This is a genomic window from Kitasatospora sp. MAP12-44, assembly GCF_029892095.1.
GTDB lineage: Bacteria > Actinomycetota > Actinomycetes > Streptomycetales > Streptomycetaceae > Kitasatospora.
Genome location: NZ_JARZAE010000004.1, coordinates 5,417,519 through 5,435,668 on the forward strand (window position 1 = coordinate 5,417,519; position 18,150 = coordinate 5,435,668).

Sequence of the window (18,150 nt, forward strand, 5' to 3'; positions counted from 1 at the left end):
TGGGGAAATGGCCGGTTCCGGCCGGTCGGCCAAAATGGGACAGAGTTGGGCATATCGGGGCCGTTTTGGCTCGATGTGAGCACTATGTGACTGTCGACTACCGCTTTGTCCCAGTTTTGTGACAGAACAGTCCGAGTTGGACAGAATCTGTCCGAAGCCCGCCGTGGAGCCCGGTCCTGGCCCGCATCGGGGGCATCCGAACTCACAGCGAACTCGCACCGGATTCACAGCCGCGGGCGACGCACCACCGGGGTCGTTCCGGGCAGTGAGACATGGATCAGGCAGCCCTGCGAACCGTCCGCCACCTCGATCTGGCCGCCGTGCAGATCGACCGCCCAGCGCGCGATGGCCAGGCCCAGGCCGGTACCGCCGTCGCTGCCCGGGCCCTGGGCGGTCGGCGAGCCGGCCCGGCTGAACCGGTCGAAGACCCGGGTGCGGTACTGGGCGGGGATGCCCGGGCCCTGGTCCTCGACCTCCAGCACCAGGCCGTGCGGCCCCTGGCCGGCGCGCGCCCGTACGGTCACCACGCCGCCCGGGGGGGAGTGCTTGCAGGCGTTGTCCACCAGGTTGGCCACCACCTGGTGCAGGCGCTCGGGGTCGGCCACGCCGGTGAGCCCGCCGGGCTGGACGTCCAGCCGCAGGGTGACGTCGCCGCGTCTGCTCCAGGCCCCGCCGGCCGTCGCGCCGTCCACCGTCAGCCCGCGCAGTACGCCGGCCAGGAACGGCTCGACCTGGAACTCGCGGGTGTCCAGTGGCACCACGCCGCCGTCCAGCTTGGAGAGGTCCAGCAGGTGGGTGACCAGCCGGCCGAGCCGTTCGGTCTGCTCCAGGGCCGCGCCCAGGGTGGCCGGATCGGGGCGCACCACGCCGTCCACCACGTTCTCCAGCACCGCCTGCAGGGCGGCGATCGGGGTGCGCAGCTCGTGCGAGACGTTCGCCACCAGCTCGCGGCGGTGCCGGTCGGCGGCCTCCAGGTCGGCCGCCATCCGGTTGAAGGTGGTGGCCAGCTCGCCGACCTCGTCCCGCGAGGCGACCCTGACCCGGCGGCTGTAGTCGCCGCCGGCCATCGCCCGGGCGGCCACCGTCATCTCGCGCAGCGGGGCGGTCAGGCTGTGCGCCAGCAGTTGCATCAGGAGCAGAGAGGCGATCATCGAGAACGCCATGATCACCCGGATCTGGGTCTCCGAGCGCACGGCGATCACCACCATGCCGCTGGCCAGCACCACGCAGACCACGACCAGCACGGTCAGCTTGCCCTTGATCGAGCGCACCGGATCGAGCGGGCGGACGACCTGCCAGATCCGCAGGGCGGCGCGCATCGGCAGCGGTCGGCACGGTGGTGCGTCGGGCTCGGTGTGAGCCGGTGGTGCGGCGTTCATCAGCGCTGTGGTCCCAACGATCTCTGCCCCCGTGACCTCCCCCGTGAGGTACCGCGACGCGTGCTAGGACGCGGGCGCCTCCAGCGCGTAACCGACGCCGTGCACCGTCCGGATCCAGGTCGCGCCGATCTTGCGGCGCAGCGCCTTGACGTGGCTGTCGACCGTGCGGGTGCCCGAGGCGTCCGTCCAGTCCCAGACCTCGGAGAGCAGCTGCTCGCGGGTCAGCACCGCGCGCGGCTGGGCGGCCAGGCAGGCCAGCAGGTCGAACTCGGTCGGCGTCAGGTGGACGTCGCCCGAGGCCAGCCGGACCCGGCGCTGCACGTGGTCGATCTCCAGTTCGCCGAAGCGCAGCGAGCCGAGTGCCGGGATCCGGGCCGCCTGCTGGGCCCGCTCGACTCTGCGCAGCAGCACGTTCACCCGGGCCGCCAGCTCGCGCATCGAGAACGGCTTGGTCATATAGTCGTCCGCGCCGACGCCGAGCCCGACCAGTAGGTCCGTCTCGTCGTCGCGGGCGGTCAGCATCAGCACCGGGACGGGCCGCTGGGCCTGGATCCGGCGGCACACCTCCAGGCCGTCGAAGCCGGGCAGCATGATGTCGAGCACCACGAGGTCGGGCTGCCAGGTGTGGAAACCGTCCACCGCGCCGGGCCCGTCGTGCGCCACGGCGACCTTGAAGCCCTCTGCGCCCAATCGCGCTGCGATGGACTCCGCGATGGTGGGTTCGTCCTCCACCACGAGCACGCGTCGCTGGGCAATCACACCGTTGCTGCCGGTGTCCTGCTGAATCTCTGTCACGGTCACGCCACCGCCCCCAGGGCTGCGGGCCGGCCATCCGTGGAATGGCGGGCGCCGCTCGTAGTCTTGTTCCGTCGCTTGCTGTACCGGGCTGTCGCCCCGGGCACGGCCCGCCTCGGCCGGTCCGGCGGCTTCCCAACCACCGGCCCCGCGCGCACACTTCGCAGCGTACGGACCGAGCTGGGCCCCGAACGGAGCACTGCGGATTTCCGGACGGTCGACCGGTATCCATGCTTCCGGGACGGGCCCGGGCCGATACCTTACCGGTCGGAATCGCACATTAGTAACGGTGTGTATGCACAAACGGGATGACAGACTCGAAGCTGAGTGTCGCCGCCCGGCTTCCTACCCACTGGTACGGACCAAGGCGTGAACTGCCGTAATGCACAGGTGATCCCGTTCCTCACGGGACTCTCACATGGACGTCGTACCGTTGTCGCAAACCCGGCTCTGACAGCCCGGTGTGCACCCGGAGCGATGGCCCGGCGGCCACCCGAGCCGGATCGGCCGACGAAGGAACGGAGGCGGTCATGGCGCACCCACGGCAGCTCACCGCGCGGCTCGACGCGACGGCGCCGCACGCCGGCCTTCGCGCCGCCGCTCCGTACGCGGGTCTGCGCTTCGGCCTGCGGGCCGGCCCGCTGTACTGGGTCCTTGACCGGATGCCCACCCCGCGCCGCAACCCCTTCGCGCTCGGCTACCTGGTCGTGTTGGCCGCAACGACGGTCTTCGCCCAGTTCGGCGACCCGCAGCTGGTGCACCAGCTGCAGGCGATGTCGAGCACCGACGGCCACAACCTGATCCACACGCCGCTGCGCTCGCTGCTGATGAGCGGGCTCTGGGTGGCCGGGCCGATCTGGATGCCCTACCTCTGGGCCTTCGCCTTCACCGTCGCCCCGCTGGAGCGCCGGGTCGGCTCGCTGCGCGCCTTCGGGGTCTTCGCGGCCGGGCACGTGGTCGGGACGCTGCTCTCCCAGTCGGTGGTGGCCATCGCGGTGGCCACCGGGCGGATGGGCGCCGGCGAGCTGGACGTGCTGGACATCGGCGTCAGCTACGGCGTGCTGGCCAGCCTCGGCGCGCTCGCCGGGCTGCTGCCGGCCCGTGCCCGCTACCTCGCGCTGGCCGGGTCGGTCGCGCTGATCGTGCACCAGATCACCTCCGACGGGGATCTGATCACCGCGATAGGGCACCCGACCGCGCTGCTGACCGGCATGGCGCTCTGGGGCCCGCTGCGGCGCCCGCCGGGCAGTTGGCGCGGGGGTGCTCGGCGGCTCGCCGCGCGGGCGCTGCCCAGGCGCCGGCCGCAGTCGCCGTCGCAGCCGCAGCCGCAGGCCCAGCCGGTGCTCGACCGGGCGTAGCGCGCGCTGCTTGGCACCCCTCTCACCTGCTGTTCTTCCGTGATCGCTCAGGGCGAACAGGACGCTGGGAACATTCCTATGCGCTGAAGCCTTAGTCCATGCGACTCAACTTCGCTGACTGGGGAGAGATCATGGCATCGACGTCCACTCCGCTCACCCTGCCCGTGCTGCCGCTCGACGACGAGGTGGTACTGCCCGGCATGGTGGTGCCGCTGGACCTGTCCGACACCGAGGTGCGCGCCGCGGTCGAGGCGGCCAGAGCCGCCGTCCGGGGGCCGGGGGAGGCGGGCAAGCCGCAGCTCCTGCTGGTGCCCCGGCTGGACGGCTCGTACGCGTCGGTCGGCACGCTGGCCACCGTCGAGCAGGTCGGCCGGCTGGCCGACGGGGATCCGGCCGCGCTGGTCCGGGCCGTCCGCCGGGTGCGGATCGGCGCCGGGACGACCGGGCCGGGCGCCGCCCTCTGGGTGGAGACCAGCGTCTTCCGCGAGTCCGACGCCGGGCTGCCGGTGGCCGGGCGGGCCGCCGAGCTGGTCAAGGAGTACAAGGCGCTGTCCACCCAGTGGCTGCGCAAGCGCGGCGCCTGGCAGATCGTCGACCGGGTCGCGCAGATCGAGGGCGTCGGCGAGCTCGCCGACAACATCGGCTACGCGCCCTTCGCGACGGCCGAACAGAAGCTCAAGGTCCTGCTGGAGGCGGACCAGGTGGCCCGCCTGGAGTACGCGCTCGGGCTGATGCGTGACCACCTCGCGGAGGAGGAGGTCAACGACACCATCCGCAAGGACGTCGAGGAGGGCGTCGCCAAGCAGCAGAAGGAGTTCCTGCTGCGCCGCCAGCTGGAGGCCGTCCGCAAGGAGCTGGCCGAGCTGAACGGCGACCCGGCCGACGAGGAGGGTGACTACCGCGCCCGGGTGGAGGCCGCCGAGCTGCCCGAGAAGGTGCGCGAGGCCGCCCTGAAGGAGGTCGACAAGCTGGAGCGCTCCTCCGACCAGTCGCCCGAGGGCAGCTGGATCCGCACCTGGCTGGACACCGTGCTCGAACTGCCGTGGAACAAGCGCAGCGAGGACACCTACGACATCGCCGGCGCGCGCGCCGTGCTGGACGCCGACCACTCCGGGCTGTCCGACGTGAAGGACCGGATCGTGGAGTACCTGGCCGTCCGCAAGCGGCGGGCCGACCAGGGGCTCGGCTCGGTGGGCGGAAAGGAAGGGGCGGCGCGCAGCGCCTCCGGTAAGGGTGGTGGTGGGCGACGGGCGGGCGGAGGCGCGGTGCTGGCGCTGGTCGGGCCGCCCGGGGTCGGCAAGACCTCGCTCGGCGAGTCCGTCGCGCGGGCGATGGGCCGCGACTTCGTCCGGGTCGCGCTCGGCGGCGTGCGGGACGAGGCGGAGATCCGCGGTCACCGGCGCACCTACGTCGGCGCGCTGCCCGGCCGGATCGTGCGGGCCATCAAGGAGGCCGGGTCGATGAACCCGGTGGTGCTGCTCGACGAGATCGACAAGGTCGGCTCGGACTACCGCGGCGACCCGGCCGCCGCCCTGCTCGAGGTGCTGGACCCGGCGCAGAACCACACCTTCCGCGACCACTACCTGGAGGTCGAGCTCGACCTCTCCGACGTGGTCTTCCTGGCCACCGCCAACGTGCTGGAGGCCATCCCCGAGCCGCTGCTCGACCGGATGGAGCTGGTCCGCCTGGACGGCTACACCGAGGACGAGAAGGTCGTGATCGCCCGCGACCACCTGCTGCCGCGCCAGCTGGAGCGGGCCGGGCTGACCACGGACGACGTCACGGTGGCGGAGGACGCGCTGCGCAGCCTGGCAGGGGAGTACACCCGGGAGGCGGGCGTGCGGAACCTGGAGCGAGCGGTGGCGCGGATCCTGCGCAAGGTCGCCGCCCGGGCCGAGCTGGGTGAGCACGAGCTGCCGGTGGCGGTCGGCGCGGGCGACCTGCGCGAGCTGATCGGCCGCCCGCACCACACCCCGGAGTCCGCCCAGGCCCCGGCCGAGCGGCGCACCGCGACCCCGGGTGTGGCGACCGGCCTGGCCGTCACGGGCGCTGGCGGCGACGTCCTCTATATCGAGGCCTCGCTGGCCGACCCCGAGACGGGCGGCACCGGACTGACCCTGACCGGGCAGCTGGGCGACGTGATGAAGGAGTCCGCGCACATCGCGCTCTCCTTCCTGCGCTCGCGCGGCGCCGAACTGGAGCTCCCGGTCACCGACCTGCGCGATCGCGGCGTCCACCTGCACGTCCCCGCCGGCGCCGTCCCCAAGGACGGCCCGAGCGCCGGCGTCACCATGACCACCGCGCTCGCCTCACTGCTCTCCGGCCGCAGGGTGCGCACCGACGTGGCGATGACCGGGGAGGTCTCGCTGACCGGCCGGGTGCTGCCGATCGGCGGGGTGAAGCAGAAGCTCCTGGCCGCCGACCGCGCCGGGGTCACCACGGTGATCATCCCCAAGCGCAACGAGCCCGACCTCGACGACGTCCCCGCCGAGGTCCTCGCCCGCCTCACCGTCCACCCGGTCGCCGACGTCCGCGAGGTCCTGCGCCTCGCCCTGGAGCCGGCGGACGTCCTGGTCAAGGCCGCGTAGGGGAGTCAGCCGTTGGGAGCGTGAGGCGGAGTCACGCTCCCAAACGGCCACTGATATCGATTACCATCGAAGTTGATATCAAAGGCGCGGAGTTCGGGAGGCAGACATGGCCCGCACGGTGATAGACGTCAATGACGAGATGCTCGCCGAAGCCGCCGAGATCTTCGGTACGGCGACCAAGGTGGCCACGGTCAACGCGGCGCTCGAAGATGCGGTCAAGCGGCGCAAGCGGGCACTGTTTCTCGATTGGCTGGCCGACGGCGGGTTGCCCGAGTTGACCGGCCCGGTGCGTGAAGCGCCCGACGGGCCCGCATGAGCGGCCGCTTCCTGATCGACAAGTCCGCGCTGGCGCGCTACCCGAAACCGGTGGTGCGGGCGGTGATCGAACCTCTGCACAATGCCGGCCTGTTGGCTGTGTGCGGGGCGGTGGAGCTGGAGGTCCTGCACAGCGCGAGATCTTCGGCGGATGCCGCCCGGATCCGGGACGGGATGCGCGGGTTCGACTGGCTGCCCACCCCCGACGAGGCTTGGGATCGCGCCCTCGAGGTGCAGGCGGCACTGGTCGGCACCGGCAACTGGCGCGCGCTGTCGGTCGCCGACCTGGTCATCGCGGCGGTGGCCGAGCGCCACGGCGCCACGGTGCTGCACTACGACGGTGACTACGACATGATCGCCAAGGTCACCGGCCAGCCCACCCGGTGGGTCGTCCCGCCGGGGACCGCGGACTGAAAGCGGCGCAGCGAGGTCGGTGCCGGAGAAATGATCCGCGCCTTCCGACGCAAGCTCGACACCACCCCCACCCAATACCGCCGCCGCTTCCAGCCCTGACGCGCGGGTGGCAGGGGCGGGGAGTCGTAAGGCGCGGGTCTGCCGGATCGTGCGAGACTGCGCCAATGCCGTCGCTTACTCAGATCGCGCTGGCCAAGGTGCCCTCGTGGCTGCGCCCGTTCGTGGTGCGGCACCGCAGCCTGGTGAAGTTCATGCTGGTGGGCGGCACTTGCTTCGTGCTGACCGTGCTGATCAACTACGCGCTCAAATTCACCGTGTGCAAGTCCAAGCCGGTGGTCGCGCTGACGGTCGCCACGGTGATCGCCACGGTGCTGTCCTATCTGCTCAACCGGCAGTGGTCGTTCCGCTCGGCGGGGAGCCATAAGGAGGCGATCCCGTTCGTGGTGGTCAGCGCGGTGGCGATCGTGGTCAACGACCTGCCGCTGCTGGCCAGTCGGTACCTCTTCGACCTGCGCGAGCCGGACGTCGGCCACCTCACGCAGGAGGTGGCCGACTTCGTCAGCGGGATGATCATCGGCACGCTGTTCGCGATGGCGTTCCGCTACTGGGGGATGAAGAGATTCGTCTTCACCCGGCAGCGGGCCGACCCGGACGCGGAGGAGCCCGCCGCCGAGCCGGCCACGCCAGTGGGCTGACTACTCCTGCAGGGCGTCGACCGGTGGCCGGCCGCCGCGGGGGCGGGCGATGACCGCCGCCATCGTCACCGCAAAACCGAGCACGGCCCAGGCCGACAGGACCAGCAGTGGCACGGTGATGTTGGTGCCGTCGAAGTAGGCGATCGAGCGCACCGCGTCCGTGCCCGCGCCGTTCGGCAGCCAGGCGCCGAAGGATCGCCAGAACGGCGGCAGCAGCGGCGGCGGGTAGACGCCGCCGGCGCTGGGGTTGCCGAGCACCACGAAGAGCAGCACGGCCAGGCCGATGCCGACCACGTCGAACAGGCACTCCAGCGCCATGGTGACGGTGCCGACGGCGAAGACCACCAGGCTGCCCACGCCCCACAGCGCCGCGATGCTGCCCGGAAGCGCGTTCAGCACCGGGCCGACGATCAGCGCCCCGCCCAGGCCCGCCGCGAGCGAGTAGACCGCGAGCACCCCGGTGCGGATCAGCGCGCGGTCGCGGTTGGCGGGCCGGGAGCCGGCGCTGATGCCCAGGATCGAGGCGACCAGGTAGCCGCCGACGCACCAGCCGACCACCAGGTAGAAGGAGGTGAGGCCCTTGCCGTCGCCCGCGGCCAGCGGCACCACGTCCTGCACCTGCACCGTGCGGCCCTGGCTCTGTTCGAACGAGGTGATGATCGCCTGGGCCGCCACGGAGGCCGCCGGGCCCCGGGCGTCGGCGACCAGCAGGGTGTCCTGGGTGCCGGACGGGTTGACCAGCAGGGCGGCGTAGAGCTTCTGGTCCTTGATCCGCGCGACGGCCGCCGCCTGGTCGGGGACCGCACTGGCTCGTACGGCCTCGTTCGGCACCCCGTTGAGGCCGGCCACCAACTGGCCGCTCGCCTGCGGCGGTGCGACCACGCCGATCGACAGCCGGTGCGGCTGCGGGTGGTGCAGGGCGCCGACGTAGGAGGTGATGAAGCCGAGTTGCAGCAGCAGGACGGCGATCACCAGGAGGGCCGCGCGCCCCGTGATGGCGTCCTTGAGCTCGGCGGCGAATCCCTGGGCCGGCATCGGCGTTCTCCTTCGAAGGGGAGGTAATGCGGGGATATTGGACATCACTCGCAAAGCGGATAATTCGTATCATGAACAACTTTCCGCTTCGGGGTCTGTTGGATACTGATGGCGCGTCGGCGGGCAGCGCCGGGCTGGCGAGTGGCGGTTTTCAACGTGAATGAGCAGCTGACCGGCGATCCGGCGGCCGAGGCGGCCTGCCGGGCGGTGGAGCGCGAAGTGGCGCTGATGTTCCGGCGGGGCCGGGCGCGCGCGGCCGAGATGTCCCGGATGGTGCACCCGCGGCTGGAGGGGGTGGCCTACAGCATGCTCGGCCACATCCACGAGGCGGGCCAGGTCCGGATGACGGATGTCGGTGCGCACTTCGGGGTCGGCAAGGCGACCGTCAGCCGGCAGATCAAGACGCTGGAGGAGCTCGGCCTGGTGGCGCGCGAGTCCGACCCGCTGGACGGCCGGGCCTCGCTGGTCTCGCTCACCGAGGAGGGCGCCAAGCGCTACCGGCGGGCGCACGACGCCAGGTTGCTGGCCTTCCGGGAGATGCTCGGCGGCTGGGACCCGTCCGATGTGACGCAGTTCGCCGTCCTGCTGGCCCGGTTCAACGCGCAGGTCGCCGAGCTCGCCGAGGCGGCGGAGAAGGCGGCGTCGCAGGACTGAGGCCGACCGGCATGGGCTTCCTGGAGGTCCGAGAAAGTTGCCTAGGTCAACTATCTGAAGATATGGTTGCCCAAGGCAACCAACTTCGAAGGACCTCTGATGCCCACCACGTCAACGGCCCGCACCGCACCCGGTGCCGCCACCGCCGACCGACCGATGACGCACCGGGAGATCCTCGAGGCCCTCTCCGGGCTGCTGCTCGGGCTCTTCGTCGCGGTGCTCTCCTCGACGATCGTCTCCAATGCCCTGCCGACGATCCTCACCGATCTGCACGGCGGCGAGTCCGCCTACACCTGGGTGATCACCGCCGCGCTGCTCTCGCTGACCGCCTCCACCCCGATCTGGGGCAAGCTCTCCGACCTGGTCAGCAAGAAGCTGCTGGTGCAGATCGCCCTGGTGATCTACATCGTCTCCTCGACGCTGGCGGGCCTGTCGCAGAACACCGGTGAGCTGATCGGCTGCCGGGTGCTGCAGGGCATCGGCGCCGGCGGCGTCGTCTCGCTGGGTCAGATCTGCCTGGCCGCGATGGTCTCGCCGCGCGAACGCGGCCGCTACAGCGGCTACTTCGGCGCGGTGTTCGCGCTCGCCACGATCGGCGGGCCGCTGATCGGCGGCGTCATCGTGGACACCGGGTGGCTGGGCTGGCGCTGGTGCTTCTACGTGGGCATCCCGTTCTCGCTGATCGCCATCGTGGTCCTGCAGCGCACGCTGCACCTGCCCGTGGTGAAGCGTCAGGCGAAGATCGACTACCTCGGTGCCACCCTGATCGCCGGGGCCGTCAGCCTGCTGATGGTCTGGGTCACGCTGGCCGGCACCGACTACCCGTGGCTCTCCTGGCAGACCGCCGCGATGGTCGGCGGCGGGCTGGCGCTCGGCGCGCTGGCGGTGCTCACCGAGAGCCGGGCCGCCGAGCCGATCATCCCGCTGCACCTCTTCCGGCACCGGACGGTCTCGCTGGCGGCCGTCGCCAGCATCCTGGTCGGCGTCGGGATGTACGGGGCGACCACCTTCCTGAGCCAGTACTTCCAGCTGGCGCGGGAGAAGACGCCCACCATGGCGGGCGTCATGACGCTGCCGATGATCCTCGGGCTGGCGCTGGCCTCCACGGTCGCCGGTCGGCTGATCACCAAGTACGGCAAGTGGAAGCGCTTCCTGGTGGCCGGCACCTTCCTGCTGGCGGTCGGCTTCGGCCTGCTGGGCACCGCGCGGGTGGACACCCCGTACTGGCAGCTCTCGATCTATATGGCCGCCGCCGGTCTCGGCCTCGGGCTGACCATGCAGAACCTGGTGCTGGCGGTGCAGAACACCGTGCCGGTCAAGGAGTTGGGCACCGCGAGCTCGCTGGTCACGTTCTTCCGCACGATGGGCGGCGCGATGGGCGTCTCCGCGCTCGGCGCGCTGCTCGGAACCAAGGTGACGCACTATCTGACGCAGAACCTGGCGGCCGCCCACATCCCGGCGGCGGGTGCCCAGGCGGTGGGCGGCGGCGCGATTCCCGACCTGCACAAGCTCCCGGCGCCGCTGGTGCCGCTGGTCACCGACGCCTTCGGGCACGGGGTGGCCACGGTGTTCCTGGTCGCCGCTCCGCTGGCGCTGCTGGCCTTCCTGGTGGTCCTGTTCATCCGCGAGACCCCGCTGCGCGGCGCTTCGGTGGCCCGCGACTGACACCGTCCGTCCGGGCGCGAAACGGCCCCTGCGCACCGCTGAGGTGCGCAGGGGCCGTCGTGCCGACCGGGCAGCTCTCAGCCGGCGATCAGCGTCAGTCCGTAGACCACGGCCGCCGCACAGGCGGCGAAGCAGACGCCGGCGCCGGCCAGTGCCAGGTTGGCGGCGCCGCCCGGTCGCCCGGTGCCGGCGGCCTCGACGGCCGCGTCACGCCGGGAGAGGGCCAGGATGCCGAGGGCGAAGGCCGTGACCACCGCGACGGTGATGCCGAAGCTGACACCCGCGGTGTCGGCCAGAGCGCTCCAGTTGATGTTCATCCGTGCTGTCTCCTCAGGCCGCGATGGTCGTCGTGGCGGGGATCGTGGCGGGGGTCGGGGCACCGGCGGCGGTGACGTCGAGCTCGACCGGGGTGACGTCGTTGACGTTGTCCGCGGTCACCGGCTGGCGGCGCGACAGCAGCCACATGCCCGCCGCGCCGGCCACCAGCACCGCGCCGACCAGCAGGACGCCCCAGGTGCCCTGGTCCGCGACGAACGCGGCCGCGCCGGCCACCACGGCGGCGGCGGGCAGCGTCAGGCCCCAGGTGTAGACCATCCGGCGCGCCATGCTCCAGTGCACCTGGGCCTTCGGGCCGCCCAGGCCCGCGCCCATCACGCCACCGGAGACGACCTGGGTGGTGGAGAGGCCGTAGCCCATGTGGGTGGAGGTCAGGATCACCGCGGTGGTCGCCGTCTCGGCGGCGAAGCCCTGCGGCGACTGGATGTCCGTCAGGCCCTTGCCCATGCTGCGGATGATCCGCCAGCCGCCCATGTAGGTGCCGAGCGCGATCGCCGCACCGGCGCTCGCGATGACCCAGGTGGGGGGCAGCGCGTGCTTGGGCAGGGCGCCGACCGAGACCAGGGTGAGGGTGATGACGCCCATGGTCTTCTGCGCGTCGTTGGTGCCGTGAGCGAGCGAGATCAGCGAGGAGGAGAAGATCTGGCCCCGCTTGAAGCCCTTGGTGGTGGTCTTCTCGTTGCCGCGCCGGGTGATCAGGTACGCGACCTTGGTCGCACCCCAGGCGGCCAGTCCGGCGACGATCGGCGAGGCGACGGCCGGGATGATGATCTTGGTGACGACGCTGGTGAAGTTCACGCCGTGCAGGCCGACCCCGACGATGGTGGCGCCGATCAGGCCGCCGTACAGCGCGTGCGAGGAGCTGGACGGCAGGCCGCGCAGCCAGGTCAGCAGGTTCCAGAGGATGGCACCGGCCAGTGCGGCGAAGATCACCGCCGGGTGGATGCCCGCCTTCTCGTTGACGATGCCGCCCGAGATGGTGCTCGCGACTTTCACCGAGAGGAAGGCTCCCGCGAAGTTGAGCACGGCCGCGATGGTGACCGCGACCTTGGGGCGCAGCGCACCGGTGGCGATGGAGGTGGCCATCGCGTTCGCGGTGTCGTGGAAGCCGTTGGTGAAGTCGAAGGCGAGGGCCGTGATGATCACAACCGCCACCAGGAACGTGATGTGTTCCATGAACCAAGCAATCGTCGTAGTTGTCGGACTGTCCAGTGTCTTCAGGCGTGACGGTAGGGACGGTTGGTGAACGGAAGGTTAACTGAATCGGTCACCATGGTTCTGATGATGTCCTCATGGTTGCGCCTGGGGATCTACGGGGTGTCCTGACGGGCTGTGACCTGCGGATTCGGTCCAATAGTCCGCTTTACGGACGGAATGATGAGATCTGAGTCACTCGTCCCCGATCGAGCGGCCCCTCATGGCTTCCTCATCTGAGAATTCATCAGCTCACGGGGGTGCGGCCTGCCGTACCGGCCCCCCCGCATGGCAGGATCGGCGAGGGCCCGTGACCGGCGGGCCGGGGGCGGCGTCCGATGTTCGGACCGTCGGGCGTACCAAGGGGAGGCGGGGCCGATGCGAGCCGTGCGGCGCGAACAGTTGGTCGGAACTCAGCCGTGGCTGCGGGCCGCGCTGAGGTGCGGAGCGATCCTGGCGATGGCGGCGCTGGCGCTGCCGCTGGTCGGACAGGCGGCGTATGCCGCCACCGCGCCTAACCCGCCGGCGACCGCCCCGGCGGCGCCCGGCAGCGACCCGCTGGCCGCCACCGAGGCCACCCTGTCGCCGCTGCTCGACAAGATCCACCTGCTCTACCAGAACGCCGAGGCGGCCACCGAGCAGTACGACGCCACCGCCGGGCTGATCGCCACGCAGCAGAGCGCCGTGGACACCGTCAGCGCCAAGATCACCCAGCAGCAGCAGGTGGTCGACGACGGCATCGACATGGCCTCCCAGCTCGCCGCCGCGCAGTACCGCAACGGCAGTCTCGACGCCTACGCCCAGCTGCTGCTCACCAGCGACCCGTACCAGGCGGTCAACGACGGCGAGATGCTCGCCGCGGCCGGCCGCTCGCAGGCGGCCTTCCTGTCCCAGCTCAAGGCCGAGCAGGCCACCCTGGTGCAGCTCCAGACCAAGGCGCAGACGGCGCTGGCCGGCTCCAAGACCCTGCTCGCCCAGCAGGACCAGAACAAGGCCGACATCGCCCGCCAGCTGGCCACCGTCGAGCAGCTGGTCACCGGCCTCACCGGCGCCCAGCAGACCGAGCTCGAACAGCTGGAGAAGAACCAGGCCGACCAGGCCCAGCTGGCCTTCCTCGCCTCCGGCGCGCTCGGTCAGGGCGAGCGGACCCCGTCCGCGGCCGGAAGGGTCGCGGTGGCCTGGGCGCTGGCGCAGCTCGGCAAGCCGTACGTCTGGGGCGCGATCGGGCCGGACTCCTTCGACTGCTCGGGCCTGACCTCGCAGGCCTGGCTGCACGCCGGCGTGCAGATCCCGCGGGTCAGCGAGGACCAGTGGGCGGACCTGCAGCACGTCCCGCTCAACCAGCTGCGCCCCGGCGACCTGGTGCTCTACTTCGCCGGCGCCTCGCACGTCGCCCTCTACATCGGCGGCGGCCTGGTCGTGGTGGCGCCGCACACCGGCGCCGTGGTCCGGGTCTCGCCGATCGGCGGGGACCCGATCCTGGGCGCGGTGCGGCCCGACCCGAACTCGCCCTCCGACGACAAGGGCGGCGCCTGGAAGGTGCCGGACGTCCTGCAGAACGCCTCGACGCTGACGCCGATCGCGCCCGGGACCGCGCCCGGCCTGCCGACGGTCCCGCCGCTCTCGGGCCTGCTGCCCGTGCTGCCGGTGCTCCCGCCGTCTCCGACCCCGCGGCCGTCCAGCCCGGCCTCGCCCACGGGCACCGGGCCCGGGTCCCCGACGCCGAGCTCCACGGGGTCGCCGTCCGGTACGGCCTCGCCGACCGCCACCGGCTCGCCGACCGGCAGCCCCTCGGCCACCGGCTCGCCGTCCGGGTCGGGGACGCCCTCGGGCACCGGTGCGCCGAGCGCCGCCACCTCCGGGACCACGCCCAGCGCGGCGGCGCCCGCGCACTAGAGCGGAGCGGGTCTTAGGCGACCGGCTGGCTGTCCGGCTCGAAGCGGATCACCACGGCCTTGGAGGTGGGCGTGTTGCTGATGTCCGCCGTCGAGTCCAGCGGCACCAGCACATTGGTCTCCGGGTAGTAGGCCGCAGCGCCGCCGCGGGCGACCGGGTAGTGCACCACCCTGAAGTGCGGTGCCCGGCGCTCCACGCCGTCGCGCCACTCGCTCACCAGGTCGACGTACGCGCCCTCGGTGAGCGAGAGTTCGGCCGCGTCCGCCGGGTTGACCAGCACCACCCGGCGGCCGCCGGTGATGCCGCGGTAGCGGTCGTCCAGGCCGTAGACGGTGGTGTTGTACTGGTCGTGCGAGCGCAGCGTCTGCAGCAGCAGCCGGCCCGCCGGGACCTCGGGGGCGGTCAGCGCGTTGACCGTGAAGTTGGCCTTGCCGGTCGCGGTCGGGAAGGTCCGGCTGTCGCGCGGGCCGTGCGGCAGCGCGAAACCGCCGGGCCCCCGGACCTTGGCGTTGAAGTCCGCGAAGCCCGGCACCACACGGGCGATCCGGTCGCGGATCAGGTCGTAGGACTCGGCGAACGCCTCCCACGGCAGCGGGTCGGCGCTGCCCAGCGCCGCGCGGGCCAGCCGGCAGACGATGGCCACCTCGGAGAGCATCCCCGGGGCGGGCGGGCGCAGCCGGCCCTGCGAGGAGTGCACGATGCCCATCGAGTCCTCGACGGTGACGAACTGGTCGCCCGCGGCGGTGGCGTCCCGGTCGGTGCGGCCCAGCGTGGGCAGGATCAGCGCCCGCGCGCCCGTCACCACATGCGAGCGGTTGAGCTTGGTGGAGACGTGCACGGTCAGTCTGGTGCTGCGCATCGCGGCCTCGGTCACCAGGGTGTCCGGGGTGGCCGCGACGAAGTTGCCGCCCATCGCGAAGAAGACCTTGACCCGGCCGTCGCGCATCGCCCGGATGCTGTCCACCGCGTCCAGGCCGTGGTGGCGCGGCGGCTTGAAGTCGAACTCCTGCTCCAGCGCGTCCAGGAAGGCCGCGCTGGGCCGCTCGAAGATGCCCATGGTGCGGTCGCCCTGGACGTTGCTGTGTCCGCGGACTGGGCAGACCCCGGCGCCGGGGCGGCCGACGTTGCCGCGCAGCAGCAGGAAGTTGACCACCTCGCGGATGGTCGGCACGGCGTGCTTGTGCTGGGTCAGGCCCATCGCCCAGCAGACGATGACCTTCTTGGAGGCCAGCACCAGGCGGGCCAGCTCCTCGATCTGCTCGAACGGCAGGCCGGTGGCGGCCAGCACCTGCTCGCGGTCGGTCAGCTCGGCCTCGGCCGCCCACTCCTCGAAGCCGAGGCAGTGCTCGGCGATGAACGCGTGGTCCAGCACGCCGCCCTGCTGCTCCTCGGCCCGCAGCAGCAGCTGGTTGAGGGCGCGGAAGAGCGCGAGGTCGCCGCCGAGCCGGATCTGCAGGAAGAGATCGGTCAGCTTGGTGCCCTGGCCGACCAGGCCGCGGGCGTTCTGCGGGTTCTTGAAGCGCTCCAGCCCGGCCTCGGGCAGCGGGTTGACGCTGACGATGGTCGCGCCCGCGCGCTTGGCCCGCTCCAGCGCGGAGAGCATCCGGGGGTGGTTGGTGCCCGGGTTCTGGCCCGCCACGATGATCAGGTCGGCCTGGTAGAGGTCCTTCAGGCTGACGCTGCCCTTGCCCACGCCCAGCGTCTCCACCAGCGCCGAGCCCGAGGACTCGTGGCACATGTTGGAGCAGTCCGGCAGGTTGTTGGTGCCCAGCCGGCGGGCGAACAGCTGGTAGGCGAAGGCGGCCTCGTTGCTGGTCCGGCCGGAGGTGTAGAAGGCCGCCTGGTCGGGGGAGTCCAGCGCGGCCAGCTCCTCGGCGACGATCGCGAAGGCGCGCTCCCAGGAGACCGGCACATAGCGCTCGGCGCCCTCGTCCAGCAGCATCGGCTCGGTCAGCCGGCCCTGCTGGCCCAGCCAGTAGCCCGAGCGCTCGGCCAGCTCGGCCACCGGGTGCGCGGCGAAGAAGTCCGCGGTGATCCGGCGCTCGGTGGCCTCCTCGGCGACCGCCTTGGCGCCGTTCTCGCAGAACTCGGCGGTGTGCGGCTTGTCCGGCTCGGGCCAGGCGCAGCCCGGGCAGTCGAAGCCGCCGTGCTGGTTGACCTTGAGCAGGGTGGCGACGGCCCGGCGCGCGCCCATCTGCTCGCCCGCCATCCGCAGGCTGTGCCCGACGGCGGGCAGCCCGGCCGCCGCGCGGTGCGGGGCACCGACCGCGGGCGCGTCCTGCGCGGGGTCGCTCTGCGGGGCCTGCTTGGCCATGTCTGCCCACCTCCGGGTCGGTCAGGAACGACGCCGTCGTCGGTCCTGCGCTCTATCCTGTCACCCGCGTCCAACTGCTCGAAGAGGGCGCTGAGCAGGGCCCGGGCGGTGGGGTCGGTCCGCACTCGCGCCTCGCTCTCCGAGGTCTTCCGGTAGGCCGATAGTGTTGTCGGCATGTCAGACGTCGTGGGCGGGTTGCTGGACGGCCGCTACCAACTGGTCCGCGAGCTGGGCCGCGGCCCGGCCGGCGCCGTCTTCGAGGCGCACGACCGGCAGCTCGGCCACCAGGTCGCGATCCGCACCGCCGCGCCCGGGCCGTTCACCACGCCGGCCGGCATCGAGCGCTTCCTGTACGAGGCGATCACCGTCGGCCGCCTCGCGCACCCGCACCTGGTGGCGGTCCAGGACCGCGGCGGGCACTACCTGGTGATGGAGCTGCTGGCCGGGCGGACGGCCGACACCCTGATCGCCGCCGGGCCGGTCGACCTCGGCCGGGCGCTGCTCTGGGCCCAGCACGCGTGTGCGGCCCTGCAGGCCGCGCACGCCGCGCGGGTCCTGCACTGGGGGCTCACGCCCGGCCGGCTGCTGGTCACCGAGCAGGGCGGGCTCAAGCTGCTGGGCTTCGGCACCGCGCACCTGGCCCCCGCCGCCGAGACCGGCGGGGCCGCGTACCTGGCGCCCGAGCAGTGGCTTCAGGTGCAGGCGGACGGGCGGGCCGACCTCTATGCGCTGGGCTGCGTGCTGTACGAGCTGTGCACCGGGCGCCGGCCCTTCCAGGGCGCCTCGGCACAGGAGTTGATGTACCGCCACCTCAACGAGCCGGCGCCGGTCCCGGGGCAGCTGCGCGGCGGTCTGCCGGCCGGCCTCGACGAGTTGGTCCTCGCGCTGCTGGCCAAGGACCCGGCCGGCCGACCCTCGGACGCCGCCGAGGTGCGCGGCCGCCTGGCCGCGCTGGCGGCGGGGCTCGCGCCGGCGGCCGCGCCTGCCGTGCTGCCTGTCGCGCCTGCCGTGCTGCCCGTCGCCCCGCCCGTCGCGCCTGCCGTACCTGCCGCGCCCGTCGCGCCGCCCGTCGAGCCGCCTGCCGCGCCCGCTGCCGCCCCCGTTGCCTCGCCCGCCGAGCAGGCGATCAGGAACCGGGTGGACCAGGCCTGGGCCTACGGCGAGGGCGGCAACCCGGCCGAGGCCGTCCGGCAGTTGACCCTGCTCGTCCCCGAGGCCGTCAGGGTCTGCGGCCCGACCGCCCAGCAGACCCTGCAGGTCTGCTTCGACCTTGCGATCTGGCGGGGGATGATCCACGATGTCGCTGGCGCGGTAGGCCTGTTGACCGATCTCGTGCCGATGATGATCGCTGCCCTGGGACCGGGGAACGAGGATGTGGCGCAGGCGATCCGCGATCTGGAGTCCTTCCGCCGCGACCTGGCTCGCAAGCGTCAGCGGCCGGGCCACGGGCCGCGCGCCGGAGAACTGGCGATGCTCCTCGGGTACCCGGGACACCACCCGATGTCCTGACCA

At 72.1% G+C, this 18,150-nt stretch carries 15 protein-coding genes; 9 read left to right on the top strand and 6 right to left on the bottom strand.

Features of this window, described 5'->3' with window-relative positions; all coding sequences use genetic code 11:
• Positions 1–224: 224 nt before the first annotated feature.
• The gene (locus P3T34_RS25080; RefSeq protein ID WP_280672373.1) at positions 225–1,319 is read right to left on the bottom strand and encodes an ATP-binding protein; all 1,095 of its coding nucleotides are present in this window, start codon (positions 1,317–1,319) and stop codon (positions 225–227) included.
• A gap of 123 nt (positions 1,320–1,442) precedes the next feature.
• The gene (locus tag P3T34_RS25085; RefSeq protein WP_280668294.1) at positions 1,443–2,174 is read right to left on the bottom strand and encodes a response regulator transcription factor; all 732 of its coding nucleotides are present in this window, start codon (positions 2,172–2,174) and stop codon (positions 1,443–1,445) included.
• A 530-nt stretch (positions 2,175–2,704) separates the two neighbouring features.
• Here P3T34_RS25085 and P3T34_RS25090 point away from each other — a divergent pair.
• The 5 genes from P3T34_RS25090 (at position 2,705) to P3T34_RS25110 (ending at position 7,544) form a co-directional block, all read left to right on the top strand.
• On the top strand, positions 2,705–3,532 hold the full coding sequence (locus P3T34_RS25090; RefSeq protein WP_280668295.1) for a rhomboid-like protein: 828 nt from the start codon (positions 2,705–2,707) through the stop codon (positions 3,530–3,532).
• A gap of 131 nt (positions 3,533–3,663) precedes the next feature.
• Positions 3,664–6,120 (top strand): endopeptidase La, encoded by a 2,457-nt coding sequence (lon, locus tag P3T34_RS25095; RefSeq protein WP_280668296.1) that lies wholly within the window; start codon positions 3,664–3,666, stop codon positions 6,118–6,120.
• A 106-nt stretch (positions 6,121–6,226) separates the two neighbouring features.
• Complete coding sequence (locus P3T34_RS25100) at positions 6,227–6,436, top strand: type II toxin-antitoxin system VapB family antitoxin (protein WP_280668297.1); 210 nt, start codon at positions 6,227–6,229, stop codon at positions 6,434–6,436.
• The gene (locus P3T34_RS25105) at positions 6,433–6,849 is read left to right on the top strand and encodes a PIN domain nuclease (RefSeq protein ID WP_280668298.1); all 417 of its coding nucleotides are present in this window, start codon (positions 6,433–6,435) and stop codon (positions 6,847–6,849) included. The genes P3T34_RS25100 and P3T34_RS25105 overlap by 4 nt, the downstream gene beginning before the upstream one ends.
• A gap of 164 nt (positions 6,850–7,013) precedes the next feature.
• Positions 7,014–7,544, top strand: coding sequence for a GtrA family protein (locus P3T34_RS25110; RefSeq protein WP_280668299.1), 531 nt, complete (start codon positions 7,014–7,016; stop codon positions 7,542–7,544).
• Here the strand turns inward: P3T34_RS25110 and P3T34_RS25115 are convergent, their stop codons facing one another.
• Positions 7,545–8,579, bottom strand: a complete 1,035-nt coding sequence (locus P3T34_RS25115; RefSeq protein ID WP_280668300.1) for a DUF3533 domain-containing protein — start codon at positions 8,577–8,579, stop codon at positions 7,545–7,547.
• Between the two features lie 156 nt (positions 8,580–8,735).
• On the opposite strand from P3T34_RS25115, the gene P3T34_RS25120 reads away from it, so the two are divergent.
• The gene (locus P3T34_RS25120) at positions 8,736–9,233 is read left to right on the top strand and encodes a MarR family transcriptional regulator (RefSeq protein ID WP_280668301.1); all 498 of its coding nucleotides are present in this window, start codon (positions 8,736–8,738) and stop codon (positions 9,231–9,233) included.
• 99 nt (positions 9,234–9,332) lie between these two features.
• Positions 9,333–10,898: an MDR family MFS transporter gene (locus tag P3T34_RS25125; RefSeq protein WP_280668302.1), complete on the top strand. Its 1,566-nt coding sequence runs from the start codon at positions 9,333–9,335 to the stop codon at positions 10,896–10,898.
• A gap of 77 nt (positions 10,899–10,975) precedes the next feature.
• On the opposite strand, the gene P3T34_RS25130 is transcribed toward P3T34_RS25125, so the two are convergent.
• Both P3T34_RS25130 and P3T34_RS25135 read right to left on the bottom strand, forming a co-directional pair.
• The gene (locus P3T34_RS25130) at positions 10,976–11,215 is read right to left on the bottom strand and encodes a hypothetical protein (RefSeq protein ID WP_280668303.1); all 240 of its coding nucleotides are present in this window, start codon (positions 11,213–11,215) and stop codon (positions 10,976–10,978) included.
• Positions 11,216–11,228: 13 nt separating this feature from the next.
• Complete coding sequence (locus tag P3T34_RS25135; protein WP_280668304.1) at positions 11,229–12,410, bottom strand: inorganic phosphate transporter; 1,182 nt, start codon at positions 12,408–12,410, stop codon at positions 11,229–11,231.
• A gap of 396 nt (positions 12,411–12,806) precedes the next feature.
• On the opposite strand from P3T34_RS25135, the gene P3T34_RS25140 reads away from it, so the two are divergent.
• Complete coding sequence (locus P3T34_RS25140) at positions 12,807–14,324, top strand: C40 family peptidase (protein WP_280668305.1); 1,518 nt, start codon at positions 12,807–12,809, stop codon at positions 14,322–14,324.
• Between the two features lie 13 nt (positions 14,325–14,337).
• On the opposite strand, the gene P3T34_RS25145 is transcribed toward P3T34_RS25140, so the two are convergent.
• On the bottom strand, positions 14,338–16,638 hold the full coding sequence (locus tag P3T34_RS25145) for an FdhF/YdeP family oxidoreductase (RefSeq protein ID WP_280668306.1): 2,301 nt from the start codon (positions 16,636–16,638) through the stop codon (positions 14,338–14,340).
• Positions 16,639–16,812: 174 nt separating this feature from the next.
• Between P3T34_RS25145 and P3T34_RS25150 the strand changes: the two genes are divergently transcribed.
• On the top strand, positions 16,813–18,147 hold the full coding sequence (locus P3T34_RS25150) for a serine/threonine-protein kinase (RefSeq protein WP_280668307.1): 1,335 nt from the start codon (positions 16,813–16,815) through the stop codon (positions 18,145–18,147).
• The last annotated feature ends 3 nt before the right edge of the window (positions 18,148–18,150 follow it).